Below are 20062 nucleotides of genomic sequence, written 5' to 3' on the forward strand. Positions count from 1 at the left end.
CACATATAACCACAATAAAATAACTTTTACCACCACTATCAGGTCATTGCAGTAACATTTAATTCACAAATGCCTGTAAACCCACGATTGAGAAAGGATGAGAACCCTAACCAATGGTGAACAGCTTGTTATTACCAATTTATTTTTATGATGAATGTTCGGAATAAGAGTGGCAGATAAACTAGCTCTAGGGTCGAATGAACCTGTAAAACATAGGAGGAACTGACAATAACTGAGTACATAATTTAACTAGAAGGGCTACCAATAGTGGCATTGGAAGTTAGAACACGTTGAGAGGCTATGATTTTACTGAGCGGCATAACTCTCCGGCATAGCTCTGCGGCTTTACTAATTGGCTTTACTGGACGGCTTCATTGAGCAGGTTAACGACGTATATTGTTGCGCGCGGATTTGTCAGATTCATTCAGATTCGATACCTTGGTGTTGATTTTCTAAATGATAAAACGTGGCTTGTACATAATCTTTGTCCGCCCCACTGTTATTTTGATTGTAAACACCAGCTTTAAAGTACATATACTGGTTATTCTTGTTGTAACCACTTTGGCTCATATCAAGGCTTGCAGATAGGTTGGGCTTACCTTCACGAAGTAAGGTGACAAATAGAATGTCGTTTTGTACGGTAATCTTGTAACTAAATTTTTCGTTAAGGGCTATGCCATCTTCAGGATTGTCTAATGTGTGAGAACGGCTTCCCACCATGTTTACCCATACATCATCACCATCGTTGATTTCATGGGCAAAGTAGATTGAACCTTTGTCGTTGCCAGGAAGCTTGCGATAATACAGCCTAATGGGTTCATCATCGGTAGCATGAATTTGACCAATGATCACACGCCCTACTTTCTTCTCGTCTCCGGTGGTAGAAACGCGGTTTACTGCCAAAGTTGCTTCCAAACTGCCTTCAATAGCACCGGCTTTGCGCTTAACCGAACCATGCGCCGAACTAAATACCCAATTGTTTTTGGTAACCCCTTTGGTTTTTAAGCGCGTGTTCCCCCTGCGCAACATTTCTCTTAATTCAGTTCGGGCATACTTGGTATTTTTTGATGTTTTTGCTCCTGCATTAGGGCAGGCAAACACCATTCCGCCGTCTGCGGCGGTATAAAACAGAGGCTTCAATGAAAAGCTATCACTTAACGCTTTTTCATAAATGATGTCGGCTTTTAAATCTTTGTTTAAATCGGTAGGAAGGCTAAGCGTCCAGCTCAATAAATCAAAGTTTTCACTTGGAGATTTTGAAGGGTCAAGTGAACTAAAATCACCAAGCAACTCCCCTTCAGGTAGTGCTTGGTGTGACTCTGGAAGTGTATGGGTAGCAGCTATACTTTCAGCCAATGAAGTGTTTACTACCACAGTATTAACCAGTGTTAATGCAGTAAAGACGACACTGCGTAATAACGCTTTTGTTAGTGCTGCCATAAACGCTACCTACCCAATCTACTCGACTAACGTGAAGCTAAGCGATTATCATCGCTTAGCTTCAACCGGCTCAATTTTAGGACACAACAGCCAAATACTCAGCATGGCAATGATGGCAAGTGCCGCACCAATAACAAAGACCACTGTGTAACTACCGTCAGCAGTTAACGAAGGTACTGCGTATATCAAAAGCCCTGCCGCTAGCTTGGCCGCCATTCCTGCAAAACCAGCCAATGTACCTACCGACTTTCCGCCGAATAAATCACTCGGCAAGGTTTGTACGTTACCAATTGCAGTTTGAAAGCCGAATAAAATAGTGGCCATAATAAGTACTGCGGCAACTTCACTATTTGGATTAGACAGCATAAGCAACGCAGGTAACATAATTAGGCAACCCAGCGTAATAACTAGTTTACGCGCTTTGTTTACTGACCAACCTGCTCCCAGTCTATTTTGCGCAAGAAGCCCGCCAAACCATGCACCTAACATGGCACCTACATAAGGTACCCATCCATAAATAGCTAAGCCCTTTACATCCATGGCATAAACTTCAACCAAGTAAGTAGGGATCCAGACAATAAATAGCCACCAAATAGGGTCGATTGCCGCAGTGGCAATAATGACGCCCCAGCTTTGTTTGTGAGATAGTAATTGCCCTGTAGTAGGTGTGTATTCAGCAACTGCACTGCCATCGGCATTAGTTGTTTCGTTTCTTTGACCGGTAAGGATGTATTCTCTTTCTTCGTCAGTGATCCAAGGGTGAGAACCTGGTGGCGATTTAACCACGATGATCCAAGGAATAAGCCAAAGTAAACCGGTACAACCCACTATTACAAATATCGCTTTCCAACTAAAAAATAAGGCAAGATAAGCAATTAAAGGAATTGAAATAATGCCACCAATGGCAGCACCAGAGTTAAATATACCCTGCGCTAATGCACGTTCTTTAGTGGGAAACCACTCCGCGTTAGCTTTAGCAGCCCCAGGCCAGTTACCTGCTTCTGAAACACCTAAGATAGCGCGGAATATGCTGAAGGTAAGAATACCTTGGGCAAAAGCATGAAGTACGGTAGCAATCGACCAAATACCAATAGATAGCACGAAACCTATGCGGGTACCTACCCAGTCAAACACCTTACCAAACAAGGCTTGACCGAAGGCATAGGAAAATAGAAATACAATACTAATAATCCCATACACCTCTTTCAATTCAGCATCGGTTTTATTAGGGTAAATTTCTTTCCCCATGAAAGGCCACAACACGCTAAGTGATTGTCTATCTATGTAGTTAATCACTGTTGCCAGTGCAACCAGGGCAATTACCCACCATCTCAAATTCTTCATACTACTACCTTACCTACTATTACTTGGTCGTCTTTTTTATAGAGCGTACGGTCGTGAGCGCTATCCCGTAGGATCTCACTTCGACTTGTTACCTTTTACAATTGCCGTTGATGCCCCTTTGGTAAAGGTTTCAGTCACTTTAGGAAGTGGCGTATTATCAAAGGTATTATTAAGAACTTGAGTTTGTGGCTCACCTACCGTGTGATCGATAGTCACTAATTTGCTATCTACAAATGTATTGCCGCTAATTAGGCTCTGCTGAACACCCAATAGAAAAATGGAAGATTGAGACTTGTTACGCTTGCCCTTTCCAACATTAGATACTTCACTGTCAGTTAACGTGAAGTGAGGACCAAAAGTACTTTCGTCAGTGCCACCGCGATAAATTTTTGCAATGGCGCCTTCAACATTAGAAAAAGTAGAGTTTTTGATAGTGACGTATTCGGCATTGTATATGCCTAAGTCATCTTGCTCTTTGTCTAAACGTAGTACGTCACCGGTAATATTTTTGAAAACGCTATCAGTGATTTCAATGTTGTCCGCTAAGCTTCTATAGCCTGCATCAAAAACATGAGAAGAATGGTTAACGTTTAGGTCGGTAATATGAGTGTTGTTAATCACTAACTTGTGGTTAAACAAAGTAGGTAATTTTGTATTACGAATAAGGACATTACCTGCACTATCTGGAGATTTTTTACCTGATATATTCAGCCCATCAAGTTTCAAGCTTCCGCCATCTTCAACTTCAATCATGAGCGAACGCATTGGGTATAAGGTAACAGAGCGGGGTGACTCTGCTTTCAGTGTTACTACACTTTTTACCTGTAGCTGCTTGTTCAGCGAATAACTTCCCGCTTTAAGCAGTATAGTGCTTCCGCTTTCTGCTTGAGCTACTGCACTGTAAAGCTCATCTGCAGAACTTACGTTAACCGTTTTACCAGAGTCAAAATCTATAGGTAGACCAGCTTTCTCATACCAGTTTACACCGGTATCTTCTTTTAGCGTTGGGCTTAAAGATGCTGGTGCACCAACGTTTAATTGCTGTGCCAGTTTACTTTGCAATAACCCATTCTCGCCACGCACTAGTTCAACTTCTTTAGCATCGAAACCTTGCGCGAGCGCGTCTTGTGGAAGCTGGCTGGTAAGGTTATTTTTAAACGTAATTCCTGACACATCATCGAAAATCTTAAACGGATTTTCGCCGCTATCATTTACCACTAAGTTGTTCGCAAAGCTACTATTGATAGGCGTTGCCGAGCGTTCTGCGTCACTACCTGCTGCTAGGTTGATATTGTCCAAGTTCACCAAGGTATTGTTATCAATTTTGGCATTTTTAACTTGATGGTAGCGGTTAATAGATGAATTCGGCACACCATTCATAACGGTAAAACCACCGCCAAATCTTATGCCTGTTAACCCTTCCATGTAGTTATTGCGAACCGTTTGGTCGGCATTGATAATACGGATACCACCAGTGTGGTGCTTACCATTACCAAAGAAAACGTTCCCTTCTACTAGGTTTCCATTGCCATGACGAAGGGTTAGCGTACCTCTGCTTTCAAAAAATACGTTATTTAAAAACTGGTTGTTACCCGATTTATTCGAAATGATTTCTACTTCGCCGTTACATCTGTCGAAGTAGTTGTTCTCTACAATAGTGAATGAATCACTTAAGGAGTACTTACTGGTACCAATACGAAGGGTTTCACCACCGTTAGAACCTAAAATTGGCCGAGGGCCAAAGTAGTTGTGATCGATACGGTGATGATTTTGTTGGCTATCTTCCGTATTCAAGCGTACCGCCATTGTCACGCCCGCGTTACTTTTCCCTTCTAGATGACTGTGGTCGAAGCGGTTGTGCTTACCATACATCACAACCCATTTATCAGAGTTGAATTTATCTGGATTACTGAACCCATCAATAACCACTTGAGTAACCCGGGAATGGTAAGCAAGGTTATCGTCGTTCTCTTTAAACGATACCACTTCACCGGTAGGGCTATATCCGTCTTTAAAAACCAAGCCTTCAACGACTAAGTATTCACCCGCAAGTCGAAGGTTAGACATTCCAGACAATACTACGCCGCCATTAGTTTGCGCCTTTAACGTAATAGGCTTATCTGGTGTACCAACACCTTTCAGTAAAATTTCAAAGTCTTCCCAAATCCCATCTGCAAGTACAATGGTATCACCAGCCTTTAACGACTCGACTTGCTTGAAGAATTGCTCTTTGTTGGCAACGACTATGCCATCTGATTGTGATGATGCCAGGGAAGCACTCATTGCATCAGAGGCACTTTCATTCGCACCTGCTTGGTAAGAAGATGAATTACATCCTGCAACAAACAATAAACTACAGGTGACTATGACAGGAACAGAAAACACATTAGCATTCATGCAAACAACCTAAGTTATCTGAAAGGCGAAAGTCGCCTTTAATGATTAAAGAAGGGACTCTTCAAACACCTTGAACTCACATGATATTGATCGGCAGAGAAGGATAAAAAAGTGCTGATAACAATCACGATAGAACTCAAAAATGTTACTACTGGAGCCGAAAGATATTGAGCATCAATGTAACCAACCACACAACACAATGTCAACCAGTTGTTAACTTTCTATATTACCAATTAATATACCCATTGATATTACCAAACAAATTTATAGATCTAAAATACTGATTATTATGAATTATTTAAATTTAGTTTTGGTGATACCACAAAAAATAAAAGCCTCTAATAAGAGGCTTTTATTTAATATTCAGTAATAATTTGTCAACATTTACCGCAAAATGCGCATCCTCTTCACTAAGAGAAAAGTAGGCCACCATTAATGTCTACATTATTACCTGTCATGTAAGAAGCGTCATCACTTGCTAAGAAAGCCACTAATTTCGCCACTTCTTCAGATGAACCTTCTCTTTTGATACAGGTTGCACCCGCAACGTTAGTTCGCACATTGTCAGGTGTGAAGGTGTCGTGAAATCCAGTTGAAATCATACCTGGGCAAACTGAATTTACGCGAATATCAGGCCCAAGCTCTTTTGCTAAACCTCGAGTAAAGGTAGAGACCGCCCCTTTAGATGTTGCATATGGAATTGCACCGCCACCACCACCGTCACGGGCCGCCTGAGAAGAAAAGGTAACAATAGAACTGCCTGCTTTCATGTGAGGAATAACCCCCTGAACCATTAGAAACAAAGACGTTAGGTTTACATCTAGTACCTTGTGCCAGTGGGCTAAGTCCATTTCAATAATCTTTTTGCGCTCAATTAGGCCGCCAGATACATGTACTAAGCAATCTATAGCGCCATAAGTTGAAATGGTCGTTTCAACTGTATTTTGTACACCTGCTTTTTGCGTTAGGTCTGCATGAATAGCAATAGCATTGCCGCCTGCCGACTCTATTTTTTCCACCGTCTCTTTCGCTCTGTCTGCACTAGCTTGATACGTAATAACGACATTAGCGCCCCGTGCCGCAAGTTCTACCGCACACGCAGCACCAATATCTCTGCCACCACCAGCTACAATTGCAACCTTACCTGTCATCGACATCGTCATTGTCATATCTCCTAGAGTTCATGCTTTAAGTTCATGTCTGTAAATATGGATATTCATACACGTGGATCGTTGAAAGTAACCCAGTCAAATTTGATGACTCGAAACTATGGCGAAAACTGCTAGAATGAATGAATATCTGAATTCGGTTAAACCTTCAACCAGTTCAAAGACTAACCAAGCCAATGATATCCGTCAAGCTAATGCTTAAGCATTAGTTACCAATTAAAATTACCAAATAGATCAAGTTATTTACGGTTAACATACATTTCTAAAACACCCAGCACTTATTTTAAAAGCACTTTAAATTCATTACCTTACAAATATAAGCATTATGAATTAAAACCAATTTAGCGTTTTTATCGCATAAAAAACACGAATTAAAACAGTAAAAAAACAAACCAAAATTGACGCGAATTTCATTTATTGGTTGACAATATGGCATGATACTAATAATGTTTTTGATATGCTGATTGGTTCAAGAAAGAAAAAGAACGGTCATCATACTAGTCGATATGAGACACGAGTTAAGTTTGGCATGGGTTAATGGTGAATATTTAATTGGTCCGTGATGTTAAGACAGAAGCGAATTTTTGCCCCTGTATCTCGGGTGCTTGTGTTACGACTCACTATGTTATTAATAATATCTTTATTAGTAAGTACCAATTATTTAGCGAGACGTTAATCTCAGCTCAAATTACTTATTTAATTAATTAGAAGCAAGATAGCGCACTCGGCTATGAGGTGATATTTACATCACTCTCAACAGAGCCTGCGCCATGATATTTTTAGGAGTTATACATGTCAAAACCTGTCATCGGTTTCATCGGTCTAGGCCTTATGGGCGGCAATATGGTCGAAAATTTACAGAAAAAAGGCTACGAGCTTAATGTAATGGACCTTAATAAAGACGCAGTTGCAGCATGCGTTGCTAGAGGTGCTACTGCAGCATCTTCTGCAAAAGAACTTGCTGAAGCGTCTGACATTGTCATGCTTTGCTTAACTACTTCTGCCATTGTTGAAAAAGTCATGTATGCAGAAGACGGCATTCTTGCTGGTATGAAAGAAGGCTCTGTATTAGTAGACTTCGGTACTTCTATTCCTGCATCTACTCGTAAGATTGGGGCTGACCTAGCAGAGAAAGGCGTTGGCATGATTGACGCACCTCTTGGTCGTACTCCTGCTCACGCAAAAGATGGTTTACTGAATATTATGGCTGCTGGTGATGCCGACACGTTCAATAAAGTTAAGCCGGTATTAGAAGACCAAGGCGAGAACGTATTCCATCTTGGCGCACTTGGCGCAGGTCACACCACTAAGTTAATCAATAACTTTATGGGTATGACTACTGTATGTGCAATGTCACAAGCATTTGCTGTTGCTGATTTAGCAGGCGTAGATCGTCAACAACTTTTCGACATTATGTCGACAGGTCCGTCTAACTCACCATTCATGCAGTTCTGTAAAAACTACGCTGTTGATGATGTAAGTGATCTTGGTTTCTCAATCGCTAATGCGAATAAAGACCTTGGTTATTTCCTACAAATGGTAGAAGACTTAGGCACCCAATCTAAAATTGCTGAAGGTTCATCTTCTAACTTGCAAGCTGCATTTGAAGCTGGCATGGGTAACGGTAACGTACCAGAAATTTTTGATTATTTTCTTAAATTAAAAAAGTAGATTCTATCTGAACTACTTAGGCGCTCGATGCTAACCGTTAATTTTTAAACTAAACTCGGTTAGTGTTAAGCGCCTTGCTACATTTCAATTTACAAAGCAAATAGCAAGACTGCTATGATATTTTTTGAATGACGAGACCATAGTTAAAGTGCAAAGCAACCTATGCTGTGCTGTGAAGTTAACCAATCTCTTACTGTATTAGAACTGAACTGTTTCATTGATAATAAAAAAAGGTGAGGTAACACCGGTATGTACTTCTTATCCTGTCTTACGATAGTCATTTCCCATACTTCTGCACGATTTGCTTTGTGGCATGCGTGTGTAGCACCCCATCTAACAAAGACATTAGTTTCAAATCTATACAAATATTCAAAGCCTATTCGTTAAATGGTTGACCGCCATTTAAGAACTGTTTAATTATTAGGAGCAAGTAAGATGCAAAAGCAAAGCGAACTTTTTTTATCCGGCGAAGAAACTGAAATTGAAGACATCGGTGGCGGACTAAAACGCCAAATGCTTGGTTATAACGAAGAATTGATGATGGTTAAAGTCTTTTTCGACAAAGGTGCTGAAGGGTATGTGCATGCACATAGACACTCTCAAGTAACTTACGTTATTGAAGGCGAATTCCACTTCAGCATTAATGGTGAAGTTAAAGTAATGAAACCAGGTGATAGTTGCCTTATTCCACCTCATGCAGACCACGGCGCAGTTTGCCCTACGGGCGGCATATTAATTGACACCTTTAGTCCTCCTCGTGAAGACTTTTTAGAGGGATAAAACTGTGAAATTAAACGGCTTACGTTGGTGGGTAATCGCATTAATTGCGCTTGCCACCGTAATTAACTATATCGACCGTCAGGCGCTTAGCGTGTTGTGGCCTGATATTGTTGAAGAGTTATTTCCGGATGAATCAGCGTTAGAGCGCAAGCAAATATATGCGAATATCTCTATTGTATTTGTATTTGCCTATGCCTTTGGGCAGGCCATTTTCGGAAAAATATTCGACTGGGTGGGTACGCGTTTAGGGTTTGTGTTGTCTATTGGCGTTTGGTCGCTAGCCACCATTGCTCATGCGTTTGCTCAGGGTTTATTAACTTTTAGTCTCTTTCGCGCCATATTAGGTGTTGCTGAAGCCGGCAACTGGCCAGGCGCCGCGAAAGGTAATGCCGAATGGTTCCCAACAAAGGAACGGGCATTAGCTCAGGGTATCTTTAACTCTGGGGCGGCTATAGGCGGCATTATCGCCATTCCGTTAATTGCGTTCTTAACCGTTTATTTCAGTTGGCAAATGCTGTTTGTCGTTGTGGGTGCAGCGGGTTTGCTTTGGTTAATTCCTTGGCTAATTTTGGTGAAAGCACCGCCTGGTGCACATCCATGGATTACTGATGAAGAGCGGGAATATATTCTCACTGGCCAACGACAAACTACTATGTCTGCAGACGCAGTAGAGACAGAAGTAGAAGAGTACAACCCTTCTACCGGTGAACTACTTAAGCGTAAGCAAAGCTGGGGCGTCATTATTGCCTCTGCAGCTATCGATCCTATCTGGTGGCTGTTTGTATTTTGGATCCCTATTTACCTTAATGAAGTTTATTCAATGGATGTTAAGTCTATTGGTATTTACGGATGGGTACCTTACGTAGGCGCTATGTTTGGTGCATGGTTTGGCGGTTTGCTGGCGCAAAATAGGCTTAAAGCAGGCTGGAGCACGGATAAAACCCGTAAACTGACCATCACCCTTGGTTGCTTAATCATGCTTCCATCGCTTCTAGCGATGTCACAACCGGGCTCACCTACCATGGCCGTTATTATTATGGCGATCATCTTATTTGGCTTCCAAACCGCAATTGGTAATGTGCAAACCCTACCCAGCGATTTGCTAGGCAAAAAAGCCGTAGGTACCTTGGCTGGTTTCTCTGGAATGGCAGCAAAGTTAGGTGCAGTGGGCTTAACCGCGCTAGTGCCTATCCTTACTGCGGATGGTAACTATGCTCCTGCATTTATCATTGGCGCAACGCTTGCCATTGTAGCAATGGCAGCGGTATGGCTATTAATTCCTAAAATTGAGCCGCTGAAAAAGCTAGATTAAGTCCAAATAATTCAAGACAAAGAGTAACTTAAGACAAAGATTAGGCTAAGCCGAAGGTGGCTACAATATTCAGTTGTAGCCACTTTATCCTTTTTTTCTGGCCGCTTGAATAATCATCCTAAAATGGCTCCCATTAAACCACTGTGCATAAGCAGCTTTTGCAGCACCCACTAATTTCCTTAAAGCCCCAGTAGTATCACTGTAATTTTGCTTTCCTCGAGCACATTATTAGCGCTGTTTATTTCCCACCACTTTGTAAAGTCGCTTTACACTTTAAATCAGGCAATAGCACTAAATTTACGTTAGGATAGCGCTCTGGAAGACCATTCAAATTTCACCTATTGCAATATCCGGCTCTGCAAAAGCGCATTAGCACATTTTGCTCCTCAGTTTGCTCATATGCTTGCGCTCGCACGGTGAATTGCTATTTCAAAGAGCTAATTTAAGGACAATCAAATGAAAATTTTATCAGTATTAGTTATCGCAACATTATCGTTCTCAGCACAGGTATCTGCCGATGATACGCTTAACAAACTAAAAGGTATGTTAGGCAGTGCAACTACCACAACAGCTTCACAAACCGACGAAGCGACAGCAGCTAGCTCGATGGATGTGTCTAGCCTTGTAAATATGGTGTCTGAAAACTTGGGCGTAAGTGAAACGCAATCTGAAGGCGGTTTAGCGTCTATTTTTGACTATGCGAAAGGTAACCTTAGCACAACTGATTATTCAGAACTTGCTAGCTCAATCCCTGGGCTAGATTCTTTATTAGAAAACGTACCTTCTGTTGCAGCCGATTCTACAAATGGCGGTTCAACTATGTCAGGATTACTAAGCAAAGCCTCTGAATACAGCAGCTCACTAGGGTCAATAAACGAATTGAAGCAACAATTCGATGCACTTGGTCTAGATGCAGATATGATCAGCAGTTTTATTTCGCAAATTAACACTTACCTAAGCAGCAATGAAGAAACCCAATCTTTACTTGAGTCTGGCCTAGGTAATTTAGGCGCGATGCTTTAATATTTATTTAGGCGGCGTAAATAGCTGCTTGGCTTTTGCCAACGCTTAGCCGCCTTCTTTCTCTCCTACCAAAGCGTTAAAAAACACAATGCCTATAAAAAACTTAGCAAGTTCGTTTAAGCAACAACCTAAATGGCGACGTATTTCCACTTACGTTGTTTTGGCATATTTGTTTTACGCTTTATTGGTTGGTTTGATTACCCCTGCCATTTTAGAATCTAAAGTGCCAAAGATATTAAGCGAGAAGTTAGGTCGAAATGTAGCGATTGAACATATTCGAATAAACCCATTCTTGCTACGCCTTAGATTATCCGATTTTTCCATTGAAGAGGCCGATAGCACCGAGCAATTCATCGCCTTTAAATTACTGGAAGTAGATATAGGCTTTTGGCAAACCCTATTCAGTTTTACTCCTACGGTAGAGCATTTCTACCTTGATGCCCCTTATGCGCACCTTGCAAGAATGTCAGAAAGTGATACTTCGCCAGCATCAGACAAAGATACCACCGTATTCAATTTTTCTGACATTATCGACACGCTAGCTAGCGACGAAACACCAGAACCTGAAGCGCAAGAACAGAGCGAAATACCTCATATTCGATTAGGCGAATTTCGCCTGAGCAATGGTCACATATCAGTGGCCGATAACGTCACCGACACTCATCTTGATTATCCAGAGCTATCCTTAAAGCTAACCAATCTTGATACGTTAGCCAGTTCTTTGAACGTGGATGAGGCCAATAGCTCAACCGCTGCTGATAATAGCAGCGACGACAAACCCGCTAATTATTATGCGTTCACCTTGAAAACCACTGAAGGTGGCAGCGTTCACTTCGATGGACAGTTTCAGCTATCCCCCATTGATGTAGCAGGTAGCTTTGAAGTTAGCCAAATTGCATTAGCCCCACTATGGCCATTATCTAACGATGTCATTGATGCAAAAATAACAGATGGCGCCTTAAGTTTTTCTCTAAATTATCACTTATCAGAAGTCAGTAATGATTTTCGCTTTCAAGCAAATAACGCAAACTTGTCTTTGTCTCAATTTGCTATATCTGACAAAGAAAGTCCCAGAGTTAAGTTTGCTGAATTACGTGTTAATGACATAAACCTAGACACAAAAACACAGCAAGTTGATGTGGCCAACTTTAGCCTAGAACAACCTTGGTTGAGTGCTAAAATTGATAAAGTAGGTGTAGATTTAGTTTCAATATTTACCCCAAAAGAGCTTGATGATGACGCCACGCAAGCAGCGTCGAATTCTGTTTCTACAACAGCCCCGTCTTCTGTAACAACAGCTCCGCCCCCAACAACAGGTGTGCCAACGTCATCAGGTTCTAGTTCTAGCACTGTAGCACCAAATACAGGTAACTCAGCAGAAGATGATAAATCAGATTGGCGAGTGACATTGCAAGGGTTCGCACTAAACGACGGCGATATACTCATACAGGAAGGTATGGTTTCTGATGGAGTTAATTGGCGAGTATTCCCGCTAAATTTAACCACGGGCGTAATGGATTCTACACTTACTACCCCTATCGATTACGCTATTGACATGAAGCTCGGTGGTAGCCTAGTGCAGTCATCTCCTGCAAACCTATCAGACACTTCATCGATAGCCCCACCCGCCTCATCAATAAGCAGTAAAGGCATTATTTTGGCTAACGAGCAGTCTGTTTCGGGCACCATTGATATAAGCCAGTTTGGCCTTTCACAACTTCAGCCTTATGTAGAGCAGTATTTAAACCTTGCTCTTGAAGATGGAAGTGCAGCCCTTTCAGGTAGTTTCGAAGCGGATAGTGACAGTAAAATAGTATTTGATGGTCAAGCAAATATAGCTTCACTCACCATTATTGATGGGTTGAAGCAAGAGCCCTTGCTGCAGTGGACCGACTTACAGGCAGAGGGTATTAGCTATAATTCAACCGCAAGCACACTTTCTTTGCAAAAGATCACCCTAGATAAACCTTACGCTAAGCTTTTAATAGCACAAGATAAGCAAACTAACTTTAGCAATATTGTGGTGGAACAAACTGCCTCGACATCTAATACGTCCGAAAGTGCCCAATCTGATGCCGAGCCTGATTCTGATTCTGGCTCGCAAACAGAAGCCCATTCTACTTCAGCCGAAGAAACGTCTGAGCTTGTTATCCGCATTCAAGAAATAGTCTTTAATGATGGTAGCGCCTACTTTGCTGATAATTCTTTGCGACCACGCTTTGCTTCCGGTATTGAAAGCCTAAACGGCACTATTACTAAGCTTTCATCCAATGCCGACACTGCCGCTGATGTAGACATAAAAGGTAAAATCGATGGTTACGCGCCAGTCGCTTTATACGGCTCTGTTAACCCGCTAATAGAAGATATCTTTTTAGACCTCACGTTTACCGTAGAGGGAGCTGAACTAACGTCAGTAAACCCTTATTCTGGCACTTACATGGGCCACTTTATCGACAAAGGTTTATTGTCTTTAGATATACAGTATTCGCTAGAAAATAATCAATTAGCAGGTAATAACCACGTAGTTATCGACCAGCTTACCTTGGGTAGAAAAACGGACTCTGACCAAGCGCTAAGCCTACCGCTTGGGCTGGCCATTGCTTTATTAGAAGACTCGAACGGTGTTATCGATCTTGGTCTTGAAGTGTCAGGCGATTTAGATAGCCCCACCTTTGGGTTTGGCTCTATCATATTAAAAGCGATTGGTAACTTGATCACGAAAGCCGTGACAGCGCCATTTTCGTTGCTAGCGAACTTAGTCGGTAGCGACGACGATGAGCTCAACGAAGTAGAATTTGCTCATGGCTCATCACAGTTAACTGATGCCGCATCAAGCAAACTCGCTACCCTTGCCGATGCATTAACAAAACGCCCAGGGCTTCGCGTAAACATTGAAGGCACAGTAGATGAAGTACCTGATGCCTATGAACTAGCAGAACAGAAACTGCAACAACAGCTGTTAGCACTTTCTGGCCACGAAACACTACCAGAAGGCTTATCGCCAAGTACCATGCCTGTAAGCGGTCCGCTCGCTGACGCATTAAGTGAGTTATTCGTTAGCACCACCGGCAAAACAGTGGAAGAAGAACGCCTAGTGGTAATCGCTAAGTTGCAGCAAAATGAGGCTGGTGAGGGTACTGATAAAGGTGCAGCTAAACAGGCAGGTGACGATGCTGCAAATAGCGGAACAGCATCCACTCAAGCAGAGCCTGATACAACACAAGTTGAACAAGCACTGTATATCGCTATGTACAACCAAGTACGAAGTGGTATTGATATACCGAAGCGAGAGCTTGCCCATTTGGCCGATGCGCGCGCTAAAACCGTAAAGAACGTTTTGGCAAATGACCTTCAGATTGACGCGAATCGTCTGTTTTTGCTTAACAGTCGTCAACACTTACAACTTAAAAAGAGCGGTGTTGCACTCACTCTTGAAGCTAACTAGTCCTTTAGGCAGCTTTTCATATTTTTCGATGCCTGTTGTTACAGATTAGTTATTACAGACTACTTATTACATACAGCTTACTAGTTAGCCGCTTCATTAAGACGCGGCTAATACTGCAATAAGTAGCATTGAGAGCATTTCCGAAGGCTCTTCAGAATAATGCCCATTATCCGCACCACCTATCTCCGACACAGCCTTAAAGAACGGGATACTGTGCGGTTTAGTTAGCGCAATAATATTGTACGAACTGTCACCCCGTCGAGTCGCGTTCCCCGTGTACATGGCCATCACGCTTCGCAGTTTGTTGCCTGAGATAAAACTTCTTACGCTGTTTAATATTTCAGCCTCATAATTTTTGCTCACTTGTACTCCCCTACCCGAGTTAATCAATATATTGGCCTGAGCTTCAGATATTGCATAAATATCAAAACTTCGAGAGCCAATCATTTCATAGGGACCTACATCACCGATAAGTACGTAAGCTTTGCGCACTTTGTTATTGGGTGGCGTGAACATCGCCATGGCATTCGATACCGCTTCTGGTACATCGGTTTCACCTGGTAAAAGCTCAAGCGCATCTATCTGCTGAATGAAGCCTGCCCGAGATGCTTTTGTAATAACAACACTTGGCACAGTGACAAACTTGCCATCGCCACCATAGGCCACCACACCAATCTTAAATTCTCGAGTAACCTTGGGCACTTCAATAGTGAGCCGTTTAATGGCATCTTTTAATCTCTGCAAAGGCACAGCCATCGAACCGCTAATATCAATGGTGATCACCAATTCAATGGGGTATTTATTAATGCCTTCTGCAAGTTCTTGCTTAGCTTCTTCTAAGCTTTTTTGCGTAGAAGCTAACTCTTTTTTGGTCTGGGTGGACTCGGCTTTAGCCGCATCAAGTTCTTTTTTAATTTCACTTATAGATTCGGGAGAAGAACCCGTGTTGGGGAAAAACGGCAGTGCAATGATGGCTAAAAACATAAAAGCGCCCATCGCAGACGCAAAGAGATCAAGTGCAGACATGCTGAATACGTTGACTTCCCTGTTACGTAGTTTCATTTGGTTTCACCTGTTCTTTCACCTAAGACGGTAAAAAATGGACAGAAAAAGTCACCGTACCTATTCGAAGGGTATCGCCGTTTTCTAGTTCGGCCTTCGTATTTGGCGCTAAGTTTTTATCATTGATGGCAGTCCCATTTACGCTGCCTAAATCTTCAATCATTACCTTATTGTCTATCAAAATAACGTTTAAATGCTCTCGTGAAACACCCGGCACATTAATAACGTAGTTGGCTTTTTGTGCTGAACGGCCTATTAATATGCCGCCTTCGGTTCTTGCCAAAGTAGACCCAATCACTTTAATACGATGTTCACCACCCTCTTCATCTTTGCCATCTAGAATAATGTCGTCGAACGTAGCCGATGCCATACTGAGCGCTTCTTGTGCCGATGCCACTTTGGCTTTCTCTGCCGATAGTTGTTGCTTGTTTTCCGAGGCCTCTTGCTCGACTTCAAGCAGTTTTTTTCTACGGCGGCTTAAAACAATAAGCACCACAATCAGCACTAAAATGATTGGAGTAGCATAGTAAATGAGTTTTTGTTGCTCACTTTTCTTTTCTTCTTCGAACTCCTGCTCTTTTTGTTTACTCTTTGCTTCGGTTTCTTTTACTTTTTCTTCTTGTTCTTTAATTGCTTTTTCAGCATCTTCCAGCTTTTTCTGTTGCTCAATAGTCTGTTGTCTGGCTTCTTCCAGTGCCTCTTCGGCCTTTTGTCGTTCTGCATCTTGGCGGGTCGTATCAGCTTTAGCTTCTTCTAGCGCTTTTTTCTTTGCTTCCGCTTCCTTCTTTAACTTTTCAAGCTCTTCTTCCACCGCCTTGCGCTCAGCTTCTTGCTTCTCAAGTGTTGCTTGCTGCTTTTTCTTTTCTTCTTCTAACGCGGCCAGCTGGTCAGCTTCAGACAAACAGCTATTTTCTGATTCGGTGAAATCTATGTTGTGCTTAGAAAGGAACGCTTTTAGGGTTGTTAAGTTGGTTGCGGCTGAAAATGATGAAGATATTTTAAGGCGCTTGTCGAATACCCCTTTGGTATCGTTAACACTCACGCCTAATAGCTCTTGGCAATTGTTCACTAGCGGCGCACCGAACTCGCCTTCAGTTGATAATGCCGTATGCTGCCAGCGCTGTTCAGGGTGGCTTTTATCTACAGGAAGTATGGAGTGAAGAGTACCTGCCGTAGAGAGTCCATTTAGCTTTACCAAATAGATTTTGCTACCAATGGCTGTATTTTCTTTCGCCACCAACACAGGGGTACCCGATAGTCCATTCACATGCAGAATCGCTAAGTCTAAGCTTTCATCTTTTGCTGATAGGTCAGCTATCAACTTTGCCTTGCTGGTAGGGTCGGTGACGACGTACTGATTGCCTTGCGCCAGCAGTTTTTGGTTGATAATGATGGTTTCGTTTGCAACCAGCGTAGCAATGCCTGTTTGCTCAACTTTTCCATCATCAAGCACCTCTATAGGAACGGTAGTAAAGGCATAGGATGGCAAAGTAAAAAGTACCCAAAGTGTAATAAACATCCCTACTCTATACACAAGCGTATTCCTCAAATTATCTATCAGTTGATTTAGTTAATGGGTAGATGGCTCTTCTAGTGTTTCACCTGCTTCCGGCTGCACCGTAGCGGGCTCATTTACCACAGGTTCTTTTACCTGCATGACAATAAGCGTCGCGTTATCTTGCTTGGGTCGCTCTTGTGCTTTAACCGCATTTAACAGTGCCATTGTTAGCTCAGCACTATCATTTGAAGACTGTTGGCATACCCCAATAATGGTTTCATCACTACAACTTTCCACCCCATCACTAGCCAAAATAAGCAAATCATTTGGTTTAAGCTCTCTGGAATCGTCCGGCGCATCAACCCGTTCAATATTTTCGCCCATTACTGCTTCGAGTAATTGAGAGCGAACCGGTGATGTCCTTGCTTCCTCGCTTGATATTTCGCCTAATTCCACTTTTCTAGCCAAGACTTCCGACATAGAATGGTTTTCGTTAAGTCGCACCAACGTATTGTTACGCAGTAACCACATTGGGCTGTCTCCTACACTTAACCACTGTAGATGTAAGCCATCAAAAACTGCCGCTATTAACGTGGTTCCCATACCTGATAACTCAGGGTTTTCTTTTACCTGATGATAAATAGCAAGGTTGGCCGCATCTAACGCGTTAATTAAACGCTGCTTAATATCCTGTTCATCGCTTTTAATAAATTGCTGTTTGAATGTATCGATAACCAAGTTGCTGGCGATATCTCCCCCAACATGCCCCCCCATCCCATCAGCTAACAGCAACAACCGGAAACCGTTAGGCCAAGTTACTACTGAGGCACTGTCTTGTTGGCTTTTTCGCGCACCAATTATTTGAGACCACGCCACCTGAACCGAATACATGATTAATCCTCTTCCATACTTTCCCAAGTGAAGTTTTCACCACACAAAGGCACAAACCTCAGTGTGGTTTCACCAATAGAAATATGACTAAAAGCAGGTAATATCATGGGCTGCAGTACGGGCGCAGGCTGGTTATCTAAATAGGTCATATTGGTACCTGAGCCCGGCTGAATATAGAACTGATTACCCCTAGGATCGTAAGAGATAGTGGCATGATTAGCCCTTGATACTTGCCCATCACCAAAATCAACACTGACTCTTTCAGATGCACTTCGCCCAATACTATTTTGACCAAAGCCCAATTTTAAAAAGTGCCCTTTTCCTGGCCCTTTTACCACTACTAGCCAACCAGAGATAGGGTCTTGCATAGGATCAGGCATAGAATGTGGTGACTGCGCAGCGCTTTCAGTCGTATTGACTGGCGGCGCACTAGGTCTTCTATTTCCCCCTACCACAGTGGGTAGTGCATCGATATCATCGTGTTCTGATATTCCAGAGTTTTCTCTAATATCAACGGACTCAGCAGGTGTTGTTGATTGTTGTCGTTTTGCTGGGGTCGTTGAAGGTTCATCAAATATTAAACCCGAATTTGCAGGCCTTGATGGGTTGGTGCTGGAGGGCACAGTATTAACGGGGGTAGCATTAGAGGGTGTGGTCACTGTTGGCCCGTCATTAGCGGTATTGCTACCTATACCACTCGCACGAGTTTCAGGTTCGGTTGGAGCTGTACCTCCAGACGCTTTACCCTCAGGAGCTATGACTGAAGGCATATCAACTGGAACGCCATCAGGGCCTCGTTTAATCGCCATGGTGCACCTCTATTTGTTTTCGTAAAGTCTATTAATTAAATTATCCATACAATATTGACCGGCACTATTAAGTGCCATTTCTTCTCTGGCCTGCACTATATGCAGTAAAAAAACCAATACCGCTGACATGATCAGCGCCACTAACGTGGTGTTGAATGCTAAACCTAAATCTGTGGTGAGTAGCCCTAGCCACTCTCGAATAGCATCTGTGTCTGATACATCGGGCATGTCTGCCGCCGACGATAAGGCTAATGCGATACCCACCACCGTACCGATAAATCCCAGCGTAGGTATTAACCACACAAGGTATCGCAACATATTAAATTTGAGCTCTATTTCATGCTGCATTAACTCAAGGCTGGAATTCATTAAGGAGTTGGCTTGGTCGGCTGAATTACTGCCTTGGAATTGCAGGATCACCCGTTTGGTAAGCCGTTGAATAAAGAAGTGTTGAGCAACTTTTCGCTCGCATATACCAGTATAAATAGGTACGAGGTCTTTCGCCCTCAGCATAACGTCATCTTCTTCAGGCAAAATATAAAGCTTAAGCTGCTCTAACTCTTTGGCTGAACGATTGTGCCTAACCCACATTTCGCCTAGCCCTATAAAGAACATGAGCCACATGAGGTTTTGTAAGGTAGCGGGAAACATACCACTACTGCGATCGAACAATACATCGCCCACGTTTATTTGACCGGTTTTGGTTTCGCTGACAGGGAGTATTAATGCAAATACTCCAACCACAAATATGGTGATAAATATGGCGACTAAAGCCACAATAACCCGATATTTCTGCTCGTCTGATTCCAATAAATTCATAACGTTTACCAATCCATGCTTCATGTTAGCTATTTACGAGGACGATTCAATTTCACCCGTAGCAGTGTTGCGAATAGGCTTAAATGACATAGGCTCGACATCTTCATTCACTTCTTTTTGCTTTGAAAAGCCAGCCACTGCGGGCGAATTTATAATGCTACTGAGCTTAATTTTTTTCGTTCCCAATACGAGGGAATCGGCTTCGTCTATGTAGCCTTGCTTAAGCGGCTTCCACTCGCCGTTTTTTTTAAAAAAAGTGCCGTGGGTAGACCCATGATCTGCACAAAAATAACGCCCACCACTAGTCATAGTAATTTCCATGTGAATGCGAGAGATACTTGGGTCGCTTACACAGATGTCAGCTTGACTCGACCTGCCTACGGTATAGGTTGCAAACGCCAT

At 42.5% G+C, this 20062-nt stretch carries 15 protein-coding genes; 5 read left to right on the top strand and 10 right to left on the bottom strand.

From position 1 onward, the window contains the following. Positions 1-420: 420 nt before the first annotated feature. The 4 genes from Q4561_RS09780 to Q4561_RS09795 all read right to left on the bottom strand — a co-directional run bounded on the left by Q4561_RS09780 (position 421) and on the right by Q4561_RS09795 (position 6350). A complete protein-coding gene (locus Q4561_RS09780; protein ID WP_303459687.1) occupies positions 421-1440 on the bottom strand; it encodes a polysaccharide lyase family 7 protein in 1020 nt (339 codons plus the stop codon). Between the two features lie 48 nt (positions 1441-1488). Next, positions 1489-2784, bottom strand: coding sequence for an MFS transporter (locus Q4561_RS09785; protein ID WP_303459688.1), 1296 nt, complete (start codon positions 2782-2784; stop codon positions 1489-1491). 75 nt (positions 2785-2859) lie between these two features. Next, positions 2860-5181, bottom strand: coding sequence for a chondroitinase-B domain-containing protein (locus Q4561_RS09790; protein ID WP_303459692.1), 2322 nt, complete (start codon positions 5179-5181; stop codon positions 2860-2862). Positions 5182-5591: 410 nt separating this feature from the next. Further along, positions 5592-6350 carry an SDR family NAD(P)-dependent oxidoreductase gene (locus tag Q4561_RS09795; protein ID WP_303459693.1) on the bottom strand — a complete coding sequence of 253 codons (759 nt, stop codon included), beginning with the start codon at positions 6348-6350 and terminating at the stop codon, positions 5592-5594. A gap of 792 nt (positions 6351-7142) precedes the next feature. Here Q4561_RS09795 and Q4561_RS09800 point away from each other — a divergent pair. The 5 genes from Q4561_RS09800 to Q4561_RS09820 all read left to right on the top strand — a co-directional run bounded on the left by Q4561_RS09800 (position 7143) and on the right by Q4561_RS09820 (position 14581). Then, positions 7143-8021 carry an NAD(P)-dependent oxidoreductase gene (locus Q4561_RS09800; protein ID WP_303459694.1) on the top strand — a complete coding sequence of 293 codons (879 nt, stop codon included), beginning with the start codon at positions 7143-7145 and terminating at the stop codon, positions 8019-8021. A gap of 435 nt (positions 8022-8456) precedes the next feature. Continuing rightward, positions 8457-8801, top strand: a complete 345-nt coding sequence (locus Q4561_RS09805; protein WP_303459696.1) for a cupin domain-containing protein — start codon at positions 8457-8459, stop codon at positions 8799-8801. 4 nt (positions 8802-8805) lie between these two features. Next, a complete protein-coding gene (locus tag Q4561_RS09810) occupies positions 8806-10113 on the top strand; it encodes an MFS transporter (RefSeq protein WP_303459697.1) in 1308 nt (435 codons plus the stop codon). A 456-nt stretch (positions 10114-10569) separates the two neighbouring features. Next, positions 10570-11136: a DUF2780 domain-containing protein gene (locus Q4561_RS09815; RefSeq protein ID WP_303459699.1), complete on the top strand. Its 567-nt coding sequence runs from the start codon at positions 10570-10572 to the stop codon at positions 11134-11136. Positions 11137-11224: 88 nt separating this feature from the next. Continuing rightward, the gene (locus Q4561_RS09820; RefSeq protein ID WP_303459701.1) at positions 11225-14581 is read left to right on the top strand and encodes a DUF748 domain-containing protein; all 3357 of its coding nucleotides are present in this window, start codon (positions 11225-11227) and stop codon (positions 14579-14581) included. 96 nt (positions 14582-14677) lie between these two features. On the opposite strand, the gene Q4561_RS09825 is transcribed toward Q4561_RS09820, so the two are convergent. From Q4561_RS09825 to Q4561_RS09850, 6 genes are read right to left on the bottom strand one after another with little or no spacing between them, the layout of a single operon-like run. After that, positions 14678-15643 (bottom strand): VWA domain-containing protein, encoded by a 966-nt coding sequence (locus tag Q4561_RS09825; protein ID WP_303459703.1) that lies wholly within the window; start codon positions 15641-15643, stop codon positions 14678-14680. A gap of 22 nt (positions 15644-15665) precedes the next feature. Further along, a complete protein-coding gene (locus Q4561_RS09830; protein ID WP_303459705.1) occupies positions 15666-17162 on the bottom strand; it encodes an FHA domain-containing protein in 1497 nt (498 codons plus the stop codon). Between the two features lie 51 nt (positions 17163-17213). Further along, positions 17214-18032 (bottom strand): PP2C family serine/threonine-protein phosphatase, encoded by an 819-nt coding sequence (locus Q4561_RS09835; protein WP_303459708.1) that lies wholly within the window; start codon positions 18030-18032, stop codon positions 17214-17216. A gap of 2 nt (positions 18033-18034) precedes the next feature. Beyond that, entirely contained in the window at positions 18035-18841 is an 807-nt protein-coding gene (locus Q4561_RS09840; RefSeq protein WP_303459711.1) for an FHA domain-containing protein, read from the bottom strand. 9 nt (positions 18842-18850) lie between these two features. Next, a complete protein-coding gene (locus tag Q4561_RS09845) occupies positions 18851-19660 on the bottom strand; it encodes a MotA/TolQ/ExbB proton channel family protein (RefSeq protein ID WP_303459714.1) in 810 nt (269 codons plus the stop codon). Positions 19661-19693: 33 nt separating this feature from the next. Beyond that, on the bottom strand, positions 19694-20062 hold the full coding sequence (locus tag Q4561_RS09850) for an FHA domain-containing protein (protein WP_303459715.1): 369 nt from the start codon (positions 20060-20062) through the stop codon (positions 19694-19696).

Source organism: Alteromonas sp. 1_MG-2023, assembly GCF_030547075.1.
In the GTDB taxonomy this organism is placed as follows: Bacteria; Pseudomonadota; Gammaproteobacteria; order Enterobacterales; family Alteromonadaceae; genus Alteromonas.